This is a genomic window from Fodinicurvata sp. EGI_FJ10296 (assembly GCF_040712075.1).
Lineage (GTDB): Bacteria > Pseudomonadota > Alphaproteobacteria > DSM-16000 > Inquilinaceae > JBFCVL01.
This window is the reverse complement of sequence record NZ_JBFCVL010000002.1, coordinates 23,656-40,578: the sequence shown is the minus strand read 5'-3', so window position 1 is coordinate 40,578 and position 16,923 is coordinate 23,656. Positions and strand designations below refer to the sequence as shown.

Sequence of the window (16,923 nt, the reverse complement as noted above, 5' to 3'; positions counted from 1 at the left end):
GGCCAGGATCTCCAACTGGCTTCTCATTAGAGTTCCTCGACTGGATCCCGGATACAGGACCCGGTCCTGCTTCAAAACGCGGTAGAAGACGGCAAGGGCATATGAGCGACCCGAAACAAAAGCAGCCAGAGCCGACGATGGAAGAAATTCTGGCGTCGATCCGGCGGATCATCTCGGATGACGATCAGCCGGCAGACGGTGATCAGAACAAGGCGTCGGCCGACAGTGCCGTCGGAGATGATCCGCCCATGGCGGCCCAACCCACGACGACCGCGCCTCCACCGCAGGAAGATCACGGATCCGGTGAGGATGGGGGTTTCGGGGAAGACGACGCTTTCGGCGACTCACCATTCGAGCTCGGGGACGATGATCGTCTCGACGGCAGCGACGACCCATTCGGCGCAGCACCATTCGAATCGTCGGCTCTGGTGGGAGAGTCCGACGAAGACGATGACGACATACTGGACCTGACGGAGCCTGCCGACGATTCTTCCTTTGGGGCTGCTGTCGAGCCAGAGCCCGCGCCCGACCCGGTCGCGTCAGAGGAATCCGACCCGTTCAGTTTTGATGATCATGATCCGATGACCCAGGATCTGACGACTCAGGAAGACCCAATGCCAAAGCGCGATCAATTCGAGAACGATGATCTGGACTTCGAGAAGGCCTTTGACGAGGCTACGGGGGACGACCCCGGATTCGGCGCCGATGCGGGTTTCGATGAAGACGGAGGATTCGGGGACGGCGATTTCGAAGGTGAAGACACCCTTGTGTCGGGCGCAACAGCCGCCGCTACGGCGGCCGCTTTCTCCAAGCTGACCGAACAACCGGAACCAAAGCCGATGCCCACTTCCACTTCTCAGACGCCGATCGGCGATGGCTCCAAGACGCTTGAGCAGATGGTCCGCGAAATGCTTAAGCCGATGCTTCGCGATTGGCTCGACCAGAACCTGCAGCCGATCGTTGAAGAAGCCGTGCAGCGGGAGATCAAGCGCGTCGTGGGTGGGCAAAAGCGCCGCTGACCGGCAGGCCGATCGCCCGGGCTCTCGATCGCGGCATGACAATGTGTGTCGCATTCGACTGTCGCCCGAGGTCGATGCGCCGGTTTGATCCCGAAGAGCCATTTTCTGCGGTCTCTTGCCGTCCGACGGTCCTTACGGTAGGGATTTGCCTGTCGTTGGACCGTTTTTTTCGTTCAGGTTAATGGGTTGTGCTGGCAATGCTGGAAAAGACGTTTGCGCCGCAGGAACACGAAGCGAGGCTCTATAGCGAATGGGAGCAGCGCGGTCTGTTTGCCTGCGATCCCCAGTCGCCAGCGCCGCCCTTCACCATAATGATGCCGCCGCCGAACGTAACCGGCAGCCTGCACATGGGGCACGCGCTGAACCATACGCTCCAGGACGTCCTGATTCGGTACTACCGGCGCAACAACCGCGACGCACTGTGGCAGCCGGGTATGGATCACGCGGGTATCGCCACCCAGATGGTTGTCGAACGCAATCTCGCGGCCGAAGGAACATCCCGGACGGCGCTTGGTCGGCAGCAGTTCCTTGATCGTGTCTGGTCGTGGAAAGAGGAAAGCGGCGGGTCGATCGTCAATCAGCTCCGCCGGCTGGGGACGTCGCCGGATTGGCCGCGTGAGCGCTTCACGATGGACGAGGGGCTGAATGCCGCTGTTCGAAAGGTTTTCGTCGATCTCCACAAGAAGGGACTGATCTACAAGGATCAACGCCTGGTCAACTGGGATCCGAAATTGCGCACCGCCATTTCGGATCTCGAGGTCGAACAGCGCGAGATCAAAGGGCATCTCTGGCATTTCAGATACCCGCTTGCCGACGATCCCGACAGTTTTATCACCGTCGCTACGACACGGCCGGAAACGATGCTCGGCGACACCGGTGTTGCCGTCCATCCGGACGATGCGCGGTATCGCCCGCTGATAGGTAAATTCGTGACGCTGCCGCTGGTTGGGCGCAGGATTCCGATTGTGGCTGACGAATACGCCGATCCGGAGCAGGGGTCTGGCGCGGTCAAGATAACTCCTGCCCACGATTTCAACGATTTCGAGGTCGGCCGACGTCAATCATTGGAGACGATCAACATTTTTGACAACGAGGCCCGCATCAACGACGCCGCGCCGGAAAAATATGTCGGGATGGACCGTTTCGACGCGCGAAAAGCCATCGTCGCGGATCTTGAAGCCGGCGGATTTCTTGAGAAAATCGAAGACCACGTCCACATGGTTCCCTATGGAGACCGCGGCGGCGTACCGATCGAGCCGTGGCTTACCGATCAGTGGTACTGCGATGCCGCTACGCTGGCTAAACCCGCGATTGAGGCGGTGGAGAGTGGCCGCACCAAATTCGTCCCCGCCAACTGGGCAAAGACCTATTTCGAATGGATGCGCAACATCCAGCCTTGGTGCATCAGCCGCCAGCTCTGGTGGGGGCACCAGATCCCGGCCTGGTATGGTCCGGACGGGACGGTCTTCGTCGAGGAAACCGAGGACGCGGCTGCTGCGGCCGCCCGAATGCATTACGGCGGGAACCAGACGCTGGTTCGCGACGAAGACGTATTGGACACATGGTTTTCGTCAGCGCTCTGGCCGTTCTCTACCCTCGGCTGGCCCGAGGAGACTCCGGAACTGGCCCGCTATTATCCCGGCGATGTGTTGGTGACGGGATTCGATATCATCTTTTTCTGGGTCGCCCGCATGATGATGATGGGGCTGCACGTAATGGACGATGTGCCGTTCCGGACGGTCTACATTCATGCCCTGGTCCGTGACGAGAAGGGCCAGAAGATGTCGAAGAGCAAGGGCAATGTCATGGACCCGCTCGACATTGCCGATCGCTATGGTGCCGATGCATTGCGTTTCACGCTGATCTCGTTCGCCGCGCAGGGGCGGGACGTGAAAATGTCGGAACAACGGGTCGAGGGGTATCGCAATTTCGCGACGAAGCTGTGGAACGCGGCGCGATATTGTCAGATGAACGGGGTCCGCGTCGATCCGGCTTTCGACCCGGCATCGGCGCGTCTGCCGGTCAATCGCTGGATCATCGGCAAAGCGGCCGAAATGGCTCATCAGGCTTCGCTTTCTCTTGAGCAGTTCCGATTCAACGACTCCGCCGGAGCGATATACCATTTCACCTGGGGCACGTTCTGCGACTGGTATCTGGAGTTCACCAAGCCGATCCTCAATGGCTCGGATCAGGCCGCCGCTGCTGAGACGCGAGCCGTAACGGCGTGGGTGCTGGATCAGATCCTGCACAATCTAAATCCGCATATGCCGTTCATCACCGAGGTGCTTTGGGAATCGACCGGCGATCGCGACAGAATGCTCATTTCAGCGCCCTGGCCGGAGTATCCCGACAACGGTTATGGCGACGGCGATGTCGGTGCCGAAATTGAATGGGTTGTGCGCCTGGTGTCGTCTATCCGAACAATCCGGTCGGAGATGAACGTTCCACCTTCCGCCCGAATTCCGGTGTTTCTGAGGGGCGCATCAGATGAAACGCGGCGGCTCCTGGAATCCCACAGCCAATTGATCCTGTCTCTGGCGCGGGCGTCAGCCGTCACGGCCGACGACGAAGTTGACACGTCCGGATGCGCTCAAGCGATCGTCGGTGAAGCGACCATCGTCCTTCCCCTGGCGGATGTGATCGATCTCGACCAGGAGCGAGCCCGGCTGTCGAAGGAAATTTCCAGGGCCGAAGCGGAAATGGGCAAACTGTCCGGCAAACTTCAGAACGAGCAGTTTCTGGCCAAGGCGCCCGAAGCGGTCGTGGAGGAGCAACGCGAGCGGCTGGCCGACGCGACAGCGCTGCGCGACCGGCTACGGTCCGCGCTCGACGGTATCAACCCGACGTAACTGCGGATCGTGCGGTTGGTATTGATGTGACAAATGCGCAATGACACTTGCAGCGGTCGGCCGATCGGCGGCTCGGCTGCCAAAGCGAGAGGGATGGATGCATGCCGATGGATGATGACAAGCGGAACCCTGGCCGATTCGACAAGTCGAAGCTGCCTAGCCGTCACGTATCGATGGGCCCTGACAAGGCGCCGCACCGATCCTACTACTATGCGATGGGCTTGACCGAAGAACAGATCGAGCGGCCCTTCGTCGGTGTGGCGACCTGTTGGAACGAGGCGGCACCGTGCAACATATCGTTGTCGCGTCAGGCCAAGTCCGTGAAGGTCGGCGTTGATGAAAAGGGCGGTACGCCGAGAGAATTCACGACCATCACCGTGACTGACGGTATCGCGATGGGCCATCAGGGAATGAAATCGTCCCTGGCCAGCCGTGAAGTCATTGCCGATTCCGTGGAATTGACGATGCGGGGTCATTGTTATGACGGCCTGGTAGGGCTTGCCGGCTGCGACAAGTCTCTTCCCGGAATGATGATGTCGATGGTTCGCCTCAACGTGCCCAGCGTCTTCATGTACGGCGGATCGATCCTGCCGGGCCGATACAAGGGCCACGACGTGACGGTTCAGGATGTCTTCGAGGCGGTCGGGGCTCATGGTGCCGGGAATATGTCCGACGAAGATCTCCATGAGCTCGAATGCGTCGCATGTCCGTCTGCCGGGTCATGCGGCGGACAATTCACGGCCAACACCATGGCCTGCGTATCCGAAGCCATGGGCCTGGCTTTGCCGGGTTCGGCCGGAGCCCCTGCACCCTACGAGACGCGGGACGAGTATGCGCGCGCCTCGGGTGAGGCCGTAATGGACCTCATTGCCCGGCAACTGCGCCCGCGGGATATTGTCACGCGCAAGGCACTTGAGAATGCAGCAACCGTCGTGGCGGCGTCCGGCGGTTCAACGAATGCGGGGCTGCATTTGCCGGCGATCGCACATGAGTGTGGCATCGAGTTCGATTTGCATGACGTGGCCGAGATATTCAAGCGCACACCTTATATCGCTGATCTGAAGCCCGGCGGCCGCTATGTGGCAAAGGATATGTTTGAGATCGGCGGCGTGCCGGTGCTGATGAAGGCGCTGCTGGACGGCGGGTTCCTGCACGGAGACTGCATAACCGTCACGGGCCGGACAATCGCCGAGAACCTGGCGAATGTCGTCTTCCCGACCGATCAGGATGTTATCCGGCCGACCAGCAACCCGATCACGCCGACGGGCGGGGTTGTCGGATTGCGCGGCAATCTTGCCCCTGAGGGCGCGATTGTTAAGGTCGCCGGCATGAAAACGTTGAAATTCAGTGGCCCGGCCCGTTGCTTCGACAGCGAAGAAGAAGCATTCAAAGGCGTCCAGTCGCGGTCCTACGAGGCCGGCGAGGTAATCGTCATTCGTTACGAGGGGCCGCGCGGCGGTCCGGGAATGCGCGAGATGCTCTCAACGACAGCGGCGCTGTACGGGCAGGGCGTGGGCGACAAGGTTGCGCTGATTACCGATGGCCGCTTTTCCGGTGCGACGCGGGGCTTCTGCATCGGTCATGTCGGACCGGAGGCAGCGACGGGCGGTCCGATCGGATTGCTCAAGGATGGCGACATCATCACGATCGATGCCGTCAACGGAACACTGTCGGTCGATCTTTCCGACGAAGAGCTGGAGAACCGCCGCAAGGTCTGGAAGCCCCGGGCGCATGACTATCAATCCGGCGCACTGTGGAAATATGCGCAGACTGTCGGAAGCGCTGAGAAGGGCGCGGTAACGCACCCCGGCGGCAAGGCCGAAACTCATGTCTATGCCGATATCTGATCGGCGTGGTACTTGATCGGGCGCCCGATAGGCAGAGCCTATCGGGAAGCCTGGGGAAAATGTTCGGAAACAATACATGGGCGTTGCTGAGGTTTCGCCCGCAATGCCGGCCAGCGTCCACCAGGAAAGGCCCGTGTTACAGCGGCGTCACGTCGACGGCTTCCCGTGGGGCAGCCTCAATGGCAGGCCCATCATTCGGGTTTGCTTCCTGCGCGTTTGCGCTTGGCGTCTGAACGGAATCGGTAGCCCCTGAAGTGGAGAAATCCGCGCCGTCGGCAGAAGCAGATGGAGTGCTTGAAACTGCGCAGCCACAGCCGCCCAGAAATGCGGTAAGGGTCACCAATGCGACTGCCCGGAGCGGCCCCGCCACTGCCTGCTTCGGTCGGCTCTTATCGTTCCGATTCCGCCAATTCATAGCCACTGTCCGTTTCCGGGCTGTTATCGGATATTCGCGTCAACATGGCGCCGTCGCCATTGCCAGCAACAATATGCGCCGCGAGTTCGCGCGCGCATAGCCCTAGGGAGAGTGCAAAAACGAAGAAAATGGGCAAAACCAAAAGGGTTAAGGAATTGACCCCAAGGCCCCGCGTCGGAGCGCCTGAACCATTAGTATCCGAATTTTCACTGGGCATGCGAGGTCCAATGTCGTTTGGGAACGGAAATTGCCGAACGCGCAAAAGGATTACTGAGTACGACCCTTATGGGGTAGACCATCGTCTAGCCTGGGGCAATGCATATATTTGGGATAAGGCTGGAATCTTCAGCAGGATTACGATCAAAATTCAATAAAAAAGACCGATCCGTGAGGACCGGCCTTTAACCAGAAATCAAGTCAATGACTCTGAGCAGGAATTCGGTGCTTTAGAAGCCCGAATACAGTTAAACTGCCTTAACATCCAACCTGGTCATCTTGATTGAAACCATTTTATGTGGATGATGGCAATCTGTTTACGACGGTGCCTCCCTAAACTCGGACCGTTCATCTCCGGAGGCTATTAATTGCCGATCTCAAGACGCATGTCAAGTATGTCCGCGGTGCATGGTATGATTTTCGGGCGGCAGATCGGGCGCTTAGGGTCGGCGGCTGAGCAACGTCCGAAATTGACGTCAGAGGTGAAATGATGACAGATGCCGTACTTCTTTACATGACCGTATCTAGCGACGACGAAGGGCGCCGGATTGGCCGGGCGCTGGTGGAAGAAAAGCTCGTCGCATGCGTCAATGTTATGGCTCCGATGACGTCGCTGTTCAGCTGGGAAGGAGAGGTTCAGGAAGACGGGGAAGTTCCGGTTGTCGCCAAGACGAGGCGGGATTTGGTGGGCCGCGTCGTTGAACGCGTTCAGGCCCTTCATTCCTATGATGTGCCGTGTGTTGTGGCACTTCCGATTACGGCCGGCAACGCGGCATTCATATCCTGGATCGGAGAAACCGTTCTGCCGGAGACCAACATGACGTAGCGGAATCAGCTGGATTTCGGGCCAGTTTCGGGGCTCGGCTGCGGTTGTGACATTTGGGATCGTATGGACACGATCCGGTCAATCTCGCTCCGGATGTCAGGATTGTGGTCCAGAAGACGGCGGAATGTCGTGTCATTGAGGACGAGGAGATGGCAGAAGCCCAGACTACGGACATCTGAGCGCCGCCGCCGGCCGCTGAGAATGGCCATCTCACCGAAAAAGTCGCCGCGGCCCAAGCGGACTGACTGATCCGAATCTTCTATTGTGACTTCGACAGCGCCTGAGGCGATAAAATAGACGCTGTCGCTTTTCTGACCTCGCCTGATAAGCCAGGAACCCGGCGAGGCAAACCGGGCCTCCAGCTGCGTTGCAATGACTTCGATTTGCTCGTCGGACAGATGGGCGAATAATGGAAATTGGCGGACGAGGTCGCGTGTGTTCAAAGCAAGATCGAGGGGAGGCAGGGCGTCGGATCGCGTGCGGTCGGACTCGACCTCGCTGCGCAAATGGAAATACAGTTCCTGTCCGATCAACGCTTCGTCCCGCAGAACCTGGTACTCGACCTCTTCCAGCCGCAACGCGAAACGCCTCAGAAAGCGCCGCTCAAGTGATTCGGCATAGCTGGGATACTGGAGCCGAAGAGCATCCAGCGCCTGTTCGACGTGATCCAGGCGCGTTGCCAGCATGTCCTCGACGATCTCGGCGACACGATCTCCCAACAGCGGCGGCAGGCGGGATCTGCCAAAGCTCTGCAGTTCGTCAAGGACCAACTGGCTTAGAAGCTGCATCTCGAATCGGAGCGTAAGCTGCGTGACGAGCGGCCGCGCGTAGCCGAGGCGCCGGTGGATGAACTCGGCCATTCTGAATTGGAACGGGAACGCCAGCATGCGGCGGGCAGCGCGATTATAGCCAATCCGGCCCTGTGCCCGGGCACTGTCGGCCAGGTGGCCGGCATAAGCCATCAACGGTTCGACGATCACGCTTGAGACGGTTCTCTGCTGATAATGCGCGAGGATCAGTTCCCGTTCGCGATTCGCCAGCGCAACCAGCCCGATGGTAATGCGGTCGCGGTCGGCGATCTGGTCTTCGATCGATTGCCCTTCCGTCGCGTTCTTGATCCGGGTTTCGTAAGGACGAATGACGTCGCGGGCGATGTTGCGTGGTATCTGGTACTGCGTAGCCGTCCGGCGGATCGAATCGCGGACATTGGACAGGGCCAGCGCCAGGACCTGTTCGCGCAGGACACGATCGATCGGCGACAGCCGATCGAGGTGCAGTCGCCTTATCATCGGCTTCAGGGTAATCCCGTTACCGAACAAGGTGAAAAGGACGAATCCGGTCGACATGATGGCGACGAACCGTTGAACCTCATCGTCGATGAACCGGTTTTCGGTAACGCCGAGCGCGAGGGCGATGGTGACAGCGCCACGAAGCCCGCCCCAAAGGATGACGATCGTGAGCGGCCTGTCGACCGACTGGCTGAGCCGCATGACGCTGAGGAGGGGGAGAAAGCCGAACAGCACGACGGCGCGGGCGGCGAGGGCGCCGATGATCACGATTGCCAGTAGCAAAACATCCCACGGACCGATGTCGGCGATCAGTCCCGGCATCAGGATCGCGGCCAGAACAAAAACCAGCGAACTGGCCCAGAACCCCAGCTGTTGCCAGATGTCCTGGAGAAAGCGCCAGTTCTCCGGTGCGATACGGCCCCGGCCGGTGGCGCTGAGTGCGAGCCCCGCCGCAACGGCAGCGACGACACCGGAAACGCCGAGATAATCGTTGGAGACGATATAGACGATATACGGCAATGCCAGAGTCATGGTGACTTCGGCCAGCCTAAGATCGCGAAGGAACCTGATCAGAAATGCGATAAGCCGTGCACCGGCGACACCGACTGCTGCACCGCCGACAAAGCTGATCACGAAGGTGATCAGCGCACCGCCGGCGTCGACCTGCCGGCCGAGAAGCAGCAGGTCCAGAAAGATCGTGAACAGGACGATTGCCGCGGCGTCGTTGAGCAGACTTTCTCCTTCGACAAGGCGCGTGAGCCGGGCCGGTGCTCCCAAGTCCCGAAAAATGCCAACGACCGCCGAAGGGTCCGTGGTTGCGACGATGGCGCCAAGCAACAGGCAGGCAACGAGCGGGAGACCGGAAACCGGCCACAACGCCATTCCAACGACGATCGTCGTGATCAGAACGGCCACGATTGCCATCAGCAGGATCGGCGCCGCGTCTTCGGCCATGCGCCGCACATCGATCGTCAATGCCGCCTGGAACAACAGCAGAGGCAGAAAGACGACCAGAAAGGTCTCGGAGGTCAGCCTGAAGCCGGCGACCATGTCGCCCGGTGATGACGCAGGAATGACGGCTCCCGGCGAGCCCGGACCAGGGAAACCGGATCCCAGCAGGACGGAAACGATGCCGATCAATACCCCCACCGCCGCCAGCAGCACCGTATGAGGCACCGCCAGACGGTCGGCGAGCGGCTGAAGAATGCTGACGATGACAAGAAGGAGCGCCAGACTGAGCAGGAATACCGACAGATCCACTTTGGGGTACACCGATGGAGAGGCCGTGGCCGTCATGGCCGCGGCGACGCTAACCCCCCAAGGCGTACGGCACAAACGGCAATACGTCGATCATCGTGAAAAGACGTCCTCAATTGCCGGCTGTCCGCATCGCGACCCGATCGGCGCGAACCGCCCGGGCCATGCCCGTCTGGCCACGGCCGCCTCTATCCGTGGTCCCCGTGTTGCGATTGTCCATACCGGCGTCATAAATGAGCCGCACCTCGGCGCGATTTTTCAGGAACAGGGCTGTGGTGACCTCGGTGAAGGGTAAGTTCGCGTCGATGGGCAATGAAGAATATGATCCCCGGGCCGCTACCCTGCGGCGAGCGGCCCGGTCCCCTGGCGTTTGGTGGTATACGATTACATGACCGTCCCTGATCATCTTTGGCCTGATCATCTGTGGATTGAGTCGCCATGATGCGCCTGCTTCGGCGGATTCTCGGCCTCTTGATCCTTGTTGCCCTGCTCGTATCCGGCGCGATGGTGGCGGCGATCGTGGCTGTGCAATCACCGTGGGGCGCCGATCGTGTTGCCGCGGTGCTACGGGGCTGGGGGCATCCGATCAACCGGTTTCGAGTCGAGACCGCCGGCTGGAACCGGCTCGTCCTGACCGGGATATCGGCGGATGACGGTCGCCATTCGATCGACCGCCTCGAAATGGTCGTCGAAGGGTCCTGGTTCCATGCTCTGGCGCCCTGGCTGGATCGCGACGGTGGACAAGGCGCGGCAGTCGCCGAATTGGCCGAAATTTCCGTGCGGGGACTTCGAACGGAAGCAGAAGTCGCGGCGGACGGTACATTTCAAATTCCAGGATTCGAGCATCTCGAATTCGGCGGAGAATCGGACGACGGTGCCAGCGGCCCGGCGTTCAGGGTCGACGCTCTGACTCTGGAGGACGCTCACCTCACCCTCGATACCCCGGTCGGTCGATTCGGCTTTGACGCCGCCATGAATGGCGCGATGCGCAGCGATGGCCTCTCCGGCAGTGCCGACGGCCGCGTTTCATATGCCGGATTCGGTGAGCGGTTTACCGGACAAACCGACGTCGATGTCCGGTTTACGCAGGATGCCGAGGGCCGCTTTGTCCTTTCCCTGTCAGGCAATCAACTGGAACTGACGGATTCGGCGATCGGGGACGCTGATCGTGTGTCGGCCTTCGTCTCCCCCACAGTCGTCTCGGATGGGTCGTTCTGGCTGGTGGCCGAAACGACGGCATCGTTCGCACCCTCGCGTGTTGCTTTCCGGGCCGAAAGTGGTCCTGTTAAGCCCGGGAGTGGCGAAAGCGCTTTGAACGCCATCCTGTCGGGCGAGATCACAGGCGATGGTGCCCGGTTCTCCATCGATGTCGAAGCATTCGCTGACGACGAGGGAGCCGGCATGCCTCGTCCGGAGGCGGATGATAGAGGGATCTCGGCCTGGTTCTCCGCCGAAGCGCGCCTGCGCGCGGCTACGGCCGCTCGCCTGATGGCCGGCGGAACCGCAGATTCCACAGCCGATTTGCCGGCGTCGGACGAATTCATCGATGTCGCATTCGATGGTGCGATTGCCGACGCTGCTGCGACCCGGCGTTTGATCGTCGGGATGATGCAATCGGCTGACTTCGCTTTTCTCGATCCACTGACCACCGACCTGACGGCCGCATTGCGCGCCGACCTCGTCCTGAATGGTCAAATTCTGGCGTCCCTGGCCGAATCGCCCGCCTCGGTATCATGGCAACCGTCCGGGATCGTTGACCTTGCCGCCGGGATCGTTGTCGACGGTCTGGTCGGTATCGATGCGGGATCTCCACTCTCTCTCCCGGACTCCCGAATATCCGCTCAGGAGTCATTGCGCGGAACATTCCGCGTGCGTCCGACCGCGGAGGGGCTCCGGTTCACTGTCGACGAAACGACGACGTTTGCGGGCGACCTGGGGATGGGGCCGGTCGTCGCGACCATCGCGCCCGATTCGGTGCTGTCGGTCCAGCGCGGGCCTGATGGTCTTGATCTGGCTGGGCACGTCTATTTTGCCGCCACAATTGGGGGCACGACGGTCCGCGGGGGTGAGGAGGGGCTGTCGTTTACAATCGTACCTGCCAGTGCGGCCGGGTCATCGGCCTCGGCAGACTTGCGGGAAGAGCCAAATGGCGCATGGGCAACATACACCCTGCTCGCCCCCTCCCTGACGATCGACGTGGCCGATTTCATCGAGGCGAGCGCCGGCGGCCTGGGGGTGGATGTCGATCCGGTGCGAATCGCCGTCGGCGGGCAGGGACGGCTGGACCGTCCCTCCTTCAGAGCGACGATACAATCGTCCGCGAGGCTCGATCGGAACGAGCTGATGGCCGGAGTAAACGCGGCCGCGACAGTCGACGTGTCGGCCGATCTGCACTCTGGTGTCGTTTCGATCGATCAGGACGGATGTGCCACCATTTCGTTTGGCGATTTCGTCGTTCCGGACGGCGTGAGGCTCGCGGCGCCGGTAGAGTTGTGCATCGAAATCGATTCCCCGGACGGCCGCCTCACACTTCGCCCTGATTTCGGCTACTGGCCCCGGGAAGCGCTGCGCTTTCGGGTTGGCCCCGGTGAAATCGGCCTGATCGGCGGGAGCGATGGCAACCCGCTCGGAACACTGACATGGCCGGAAATCGGCTTGGCGTTGGGCGAAGGAGCCGGCGACGAACCGCTCGACGAAGGGAGGCAGCGTCCGGCGACCTTTTCCGCGAGCTTGTCCGATGGCGCACTGGATCTCGGTCAGGGGTTGGGCACGATCAATGGCGCATCGTTGACGGTTCAGGCGACCGGGCGGGACGTGGAGGCCACGCTGACCGGTGGATGGCGGACCCGGGTGCTCGGCCCGCAGCAGCTCTACAACGTCAGAGCCTCGCTCTTCTCGGCCGACGGAGGACGCGGAGAAATCAGGTTGGTCGGACCGGCGGGATTGCCGGTGCTGACCGCGACAGGAACCTATGACGAGGCGTCTGGCGCCGTCGTGGCGGATTGGCGGATCGATCCGATAGATCTTTCCCGTATCGAGGATCTATCCGCCCTTGTCCCTGCCCTCGGCTCGGTCGCCATCTCCGAACAGCGTGGCGTGGTCTCCGCGCGCGGCCGCGCCGCGTGGGACGATGGTATCAGTGCGTCGGGATCGCTGAGTATCGCCGATCTGGGATTCGCCACGCCGTTCGGCAGCCTTTCCGGTCTGAACACAACGCTGCAGATCCGGCGTCTGCTGCCGCTGTCGATTCCGGGCGGTCAGCAAGTATCCATCGACACCGTCGATCTTGGCTTCGTTCTGGAAAACGGAACTTTCGATCTTGGTATCAGCGGACAAACGGTGAGCATCGACGATCTGCGCTTCGCCTGGGCGGGCGGCGTGGTCCGCGCGGAACCGGTCGTGACCCGGCCGAGTGATCGCGAGCGCACCCTGACACTTGAGGTGGAGAGTGTGCGGCTGGCCGATCTGTTCTCGGACGTTCCGGTCGATGAATTCTTCATCAACGGCACGGTTTCCGGACGGATCCCGCTGCGCCTTACCAATGACACGGTCTATATCGACCATGGAATCCTGACATCCGACGCGCCCGGACAGATGCGATACGAAGGCGCGCCGGACGATGTTGCGTCATCCGGCGACGGCGGCATGGATATACTGTACCGTGCGTTGGAAGATTTCCGGTACAGTCAATTGATCATGACGCTGAACGGTCAGACAGGTTACAACCTGGAACTGGGGCTGACGATCGAAGGCGCCAATCCGGATCTGTATGACGGCTATCCTGTAAGACTGAATGTCGGCGTGAGCGGCGCTCTTGACGAGATGCTGAGGCGAGGACTGGAGACGACCCGTATAGGCCGCGAGGCGGAGGAGTTGCTCCGCGAGTTCGACGGCGAGATGAATGAAGATGAATTGATCCGGCGGCTTCAGGAACTGGAGCGTTGAAGCGGACATGGAGGGTGAGGGGCTATGACAGCGATTGACGAGGCACTGCCGGAAGCCGAACGCGTCGGCGATCGGCGGGCATTCCTGTACCGATCGGCCGGTGTCGCCGGAGCGGCGGCGGCCACTGTTCTTCAAGTTGCGTGTTCGCCCACCGTGCGCGTCGAGCCGTCGGACAAGCCGATCGAGATCAATCTCAATATCCGCATCGAGCAAGAGGTCCGGATAAGGATCGAGCGCGAATTGGAGCGCGTATTCGAGGAAAACAGCGATATTTTCTGAGCTGGCCGTGTATGGCTGCATGGACGTGGAAGGGACAAGAATAATGACGCGATGCAACCGGTGGACGCAGCCGACCAGACGCAGGCTGTTGGCGATGGGCGCCAGTATTGTCGTCGGGCTTTCGATGCTCGGTGTAAGCTGGCCAGCCCTGGCTTTAACCCTGGATGAAGCCCGCAATCAAGGCCTGGTGGGCGAGCGGCCGGACGGCTATATCGGTGCCGTACGAAACGCTGCCGGCGTTCAGGAACTGGTATCCAGCATCAACGCGCAGCGCAGGCAGCAATACGAACGCACAGCGCAAGAGACGGGCCGACCGCGCTCCGAGGTGGAGGCCGTCGCCGGACGCACGCTGATCGAACGGGCGCAGCCGGGTTGGTATGTTATGGATCCCAATGGAAACTGGCGGCAGAAATAGCCGCCGCATTTTTCTGTTCATCCGCGCCGATCATCCAGGAAACGGGCAATTGTCCGAGGTCACCTGGACGAACGAACGTTCATCACCTTCGACCGCGGTGAATCGGTATTCCCGGTCGCCCAACACGACCGACTGGTGAACGGGAAGCGTGCCGGTCGCGGTCGTCTCCTCACCTCCGACGGTCGCAAAACGCAGCGTTACCTCTTGGCCGGGGTCAAACCAGGGCTGCTGGGCGCCGCCGTCACTCGTCGCCGATTGCCCCATCCCCGTGACCGAGATTCGGCCATCGGCGAAACTGACCGACGTGTTTGCGCCCTGGTAAACGGGCGTTGGCATGATGAAGCGCCTTGTGATCGGATCAGTGCAGTCCCGGGCCTCCTCGGCGGCTTCAATGAAAAAGGCCAGCCTGTCGGCCGGCACATCCTCGTTCAGACGGTCCGACACCAACTGCATGAGCGCGCGAAGTTCGCCGGTCGGGACCTCCCGCGCGAGCCGGTCCGCCGCTTCCTCGTATCGGGCCTCCGCCGTGCGTGCGGCGGCCTGAGCCTGAACGGCCGTCTGTTCCAGCGCTCGCTGCTGCTCCTGAAGCCGGGAGATCTGATCGCGCAACTGGCGCTCCCGACTTTCAACCTGCTCGACACCAATCTGATACGTGAAGACGCCTATGGCGCCCACCGTCACGAGGTAGAAAGAGAGCTTCAGGACTGTCGAGCGCAATCGCCGCCGATATCGTCTGTCCGGATCGTGGAGGCCGAGAGTCATTGATTGCTGCCGTAGAGGATAAACACGGACGTAGGGATCATTGTGGATGCCAGTACCATTGCCGCCTCATGATGGAAAGGCGTAGATATTGGGTCCGGGGGTGTCTGCTTTAGCCGGTAGATACGTATGGCAAAATGGTATCAGCCGTATTGTCGAGTGTCGTAACGGCTTGATACGGTTTGATACCGCGTTTTTCAAGCAGCCGTTTGTGCTGCGACAACGGAGGATAGCATGGTCGCTACGGTCGATCACTTCATCAACGGGCAAATGACAAAGGGGCAAAGCGGCCGATTCGGCGACGTTTTCAATCCCGCGACTGGCGAAGTTGCCCGCAAGGTTGCCTTGGCGTCGGCCGACGAGGTCTCCGCCGCGATCGAATCCGCCCGCACGGCGCTGCCGAAATGGGCCGAGACGCCGCCGCTCCAGCGGGCTCGCGTGATGTTCAAATTCAAGGAACTGATAGAAACCCATATTGACGAACTCGCCGCTATCGTCACCGACGAGCATGGCAAGGTGCTGTCGGATGCGCGCGGTTCGTGTCAACGTGGGCTGGAAGTCGTCGAATTCGCGTGCGGCATACCACATCTGCTGCGCGGCGATTATACCGAGAATGTCGGCCGCGGTGTGGACAGCTATTCGGTTCGCCAGCCGGTCGGCGTCTGTGCCGGCATAACACCCTTCAATTTTCCCGTCATGGTGCCGCTGTGGATGTTCTCCATCGCGATCGCCTGCGGCAATACGTTCATCCTCAAGCCCTCGGAAAAGGATCCGAGCGCGGCAATGCGGCTGGCTGAACTGCTCAAGGAAGCGGGCGCCCCGGATGGCGTCCTGAATGTCGTTAACGGCGACAAGGAAGCGGTCGACACGCTTCTGACCAACCCGGGCGTCAATGCCATAAGTTTTGTCGGATCAACGGCGGTCGGAGAGTACGTCTACAAAACCGGTTGCGGAAATGGAAAGCGCGTACAGGCGCTTTGCGGTGCGAAGAATCATATGGTCGTCATGCCGGATGCCGATCTCGACAAGGCGGTGGATGGGCTGATGGGAGCCGGGTATGGCTCTGCGGGCGAACGTTGCATGGCGATTTCCGTCGCCGTGGCCGTTGGCGACAGCGCCGATGCGCTCGTCGACCGTCTGGGTCCCAAGGTGCGGGAACTGAAGGTAGCGCCCGGCACTGATTCCGAGGCCGAAATGGGGCCTTTGATTACGCGCGAGCATCTGAACAAGGTGCGGGGCTATGTCGACCTGGGGGTGGACGAGGGCGCCGATCTGGTTGTTGACGGCCGTGATCTGAAGCTGCAGGGCTACGAGGATGGTTTCTTCATTGGCGGCTGTCTCTTCGATCATGTCCGGCCGGATATGCGGATCTACCAGGAAGAGATCTTCGGTCCCGTCCTTAGCGTCGTCCGCGTTCCGGATTTTGCCGCGGCGCTCGAACTGGTGAACAACCATCAGTACGGCAACGGAACGTCGATCTTCACCAACAGCGGTGACGCCGCGCGGACATTCGCCAACAAATGCAATATCGGCATGGTCGGTATCAATGTGCCGATACCCGTGCCGATGGCGTTCCACAGCTTTGGTGGCTGGAAAAATTCCGCGTTTGGCGATCATGGGATCTACGGAATGGAAGGGGTACGCTTCTTCACGAAACTCAAGACCATGACCAGTCGTTGGCCCACGACGATGGCCGAAGGCGCGCAATTCACGATGCCGGTCATGCGCTGAGAACAGGCGGAAGGGTAATCCGATTTGCTGCCGGCAGCCTGATACAGGCCTGCCGGCAGCGGCCGGTAACGTGAAG

The 16,923-nt window shown here is 60.7% G+C and carries 11 protein-coding genes; 8 read left to right on the top strand and 3 right to left on the bottom strand.

Going from position 1 to position 16,923, the window contains the following annotated elements:
- The first annotated feature begins 101 nt into the window (after positions 1-101).
- The 4 genes from ABZ728_RS03565 (at position 102) to cutA (ending at position 7,172) form a co-directional block, all read left to right on the top strand.
- Positions 102-1,019, top strand: coding sequence for a DUF2497 domain-containing protein (locus ABZ728_RS03565; protein WP_366654386.1), 918 nt, complete (start codon positions 102-104; stop codon positions 1,017-1,019).
- A gap of 197 nt (positions 1,020-1,216) precedes the next feature.
- Entirely contained in the window at positions 1,217-3,868 is a 2,652-nt protein-coding gene (locus tag ABZ728_RS03560; RefSeq protein WP_366654385.1) for a valine--tRNA ligase, read from the top strand.
- A 107-nt stretch (positions 3,869-3,975) separates the two neighbouring features.
- Positions 3,976-5,715: a dihydroxy-acid dehydratase gene (ilvD, locus tag ABZ728_RS03555; protein ID WP_366654384.1), complete on the top strand. Its 1,740-nt coding sequence runs from the start codon at positions 3,976-3,978 to the stop codon at positions 5,713-5,715.
- 1,118 nt (positions 5,716-6,833) lie between these two features.
- Positions 6,834-7,172: a divalent-cation tolerance protein CutA gene (gene cutA / locus ABZ728_RS03550; RefSeq protein ID WP_366654383.1), complete on the top strand. Its 339-nt coding sequence runs from the start codon at positions 6,834-6,836 to the stop codon at positions 7,170-7,172.
- A gap of 5 nt (positions 7,173-7,177) precedes the next feature.
- Here cutA and ABZ728_RS03545 read toward each other — a convergent pair whose 3' ends face one another.
- Both ABZ728_RS03545 and ABZ728_RS03540 read right to left on the bottom strand, forming a co-directional pair.
- Positions 7,178-9,721 (bottom strand): cation:proton antiporter, encoded by a 2,544-nt coding sequence (locus ABZ728_RS03545; protein WP_366654382.1) that lies wholly within the window; start codon positions 9,719-9,721, stop codon positions 7,178-7,180.
- A gap of 109 nt (positions 9,722-9,830) precedes the next feature.
- Entirely contained in the window at positions 9,831-10,031 is a 201-nt protein-coding gene (locus ABZ728_RS03540) for a hypothetical protein (RefSeq protein WP_366654381.1), read from the bottom strand.
- Positions 10,032-10,156: 125 nt separating this feature from the next.
- Here ABZ728_RS03540 and ABZ728_RS03535 point away from each other — a divergent pair, with 125 nt between their 5' ends.
- From ABZ728_RS03535 to ABZ728_RS03525, 3 genes are read left to right on the top strand one after another with little or no spacing between them, the layout of a single operon-like run.
- The gene (locus tag ABZ728_RS03535; protein WP_366654380.1) at positions 10,157-13,663 is read left to right on the top strand and encodes a YdbH domain-containing protein; all 3,507 of its coding nucleotides are present in this window, start codon (positions 10,157-10,159) and stop codon (positions 13,661-13,663) included.
- A 24-nt stretch (positions 13,664-13,687) separates the two neighbouring features.
- Positions 13,688-13,942: a YnbE family lipoprotein gene (locus tag ABZ728_RS03530; protein WP_366654379.1), complete on the top strand. Its 255-nt coding sequence runs from the start codon at positions 13,688-13,690 to the stop codon at positions 13,940-13,942.
- Between the two features lie 43 nt (positions 13,943-13,985).
- Positions 13,986-14,357: a YdbL family protein gene (locus ABZ728_RS03525; protein WP_366654378.1), complete on the top strand. Its 372-nt coding sequence runs from the start codon at positions 13,986-13,988 to the stop codon at positions 14,355-14,357.
- A gap of 30 nt (positions 14,358-14,387) precedes the next feature.
- Here ABZ728_RS03525 and ABZ728_RS03520 read toward each other — a convergent pair whose 3' ends face one another.
- On the bottom strand, positions 14,388-15,119 hold the full coding sequence (locus tag ABZ728_RS03520) for a hypothetical protein (protein ID WP_366654377.1): 732 nt from the start codon (positions 15,117-15,119) through the stop codon (positions 14,388-14,390).
- Positions 15,120-15,350: 231 nt separating this feature from the next.
- Here ABZ728_RS03520 and ABZ728_RS03515 point away from each other — a divergent pair, with 231 nt between their 5' ends.
- Positions 15,351-16,847: a CoA-acylating methylmalonate-semialdehyde dehydrogenase gene (locus ABZ728_RS03515; RefSeq protein ID WP_366654376.1), complete on the top strand. Its 1,497-nt coding sequence runs from the start codon at positions 15,351-15,353 to the stop codon at positions 16,845-16,847.
- Positions 16,848-16,923 lie beyond the last annotated feature (76 nt).

What these genes read in the sequence shown, in the direction of transcription:
- ABZ728_RS03565 (WP_366654386.1), top strand. Translation starts at nt 102, where the DNA reads ATGAGCGACCCGAAACAAAAGCAGCCAGAGCCGACGATGGAAGAAATT.
- ABZ728_RS03560 (WP_366654385.1), top strand. Translation starts at nt 1,217, where the DNA reads ATGCTGGAAAAGACGTTTGCGCCGCAGGAACACGAAGCGAGGCTCTAT.
- ilvD (WP_366654384.1), top strand. Translation starts at nt 3,976, where the DNA reads ATGGATGATGACAAGCGGAACCCTGGCCGATTCGACAAGTCGAAGCTG.
- cutA (WP_366654383.1), top strand. Translation starts at nt 6,834, where the DNA reads ATGATGACAGATGCCGTACTTCTTTACATGACCGTATCTAGCGACGAC.
- ABZ728_RS03535 (WP_366654380.1), top strand. Translation starts at nt 10,157, where the DNA reads ATGATGCGCCTGCTTCGGCGGATTCTCGGCCTCTTGATCCTTGTTGCC.
- ABZ728_RS03530 (WP_366654379.1), top strand. Translation starts at nt 13,688, where the DNA reads ATGACAGCGATTGACGAGGCACTGCCGGAAGCCGAACGCGTCGGCGAT.
- ABZ728_RS03525 (WP_366654378.1), top strand. Translation starts at nt 13,986, where the DNA reads ATGACGCGATGCAACCGGTGGACGCAGCCGACCAGACGCAGGCTGTTG.
- ABZ728_RS03520 (WP_366654377.1), bottom strand. Translation starts at nt 15,119, where the DNA reads ATGACTCTCGGCCTCCACGATCCGGACAGACGATATCGGCGGCGATTG.
- ABZ728_RS03515 (WP_366654376.1), top strand. Translation starts at nt 15,351, where the DNA reads ATGGTCGCTACGGTCGATCACTTCATCAACGGGCAAATGACAAAGGGG.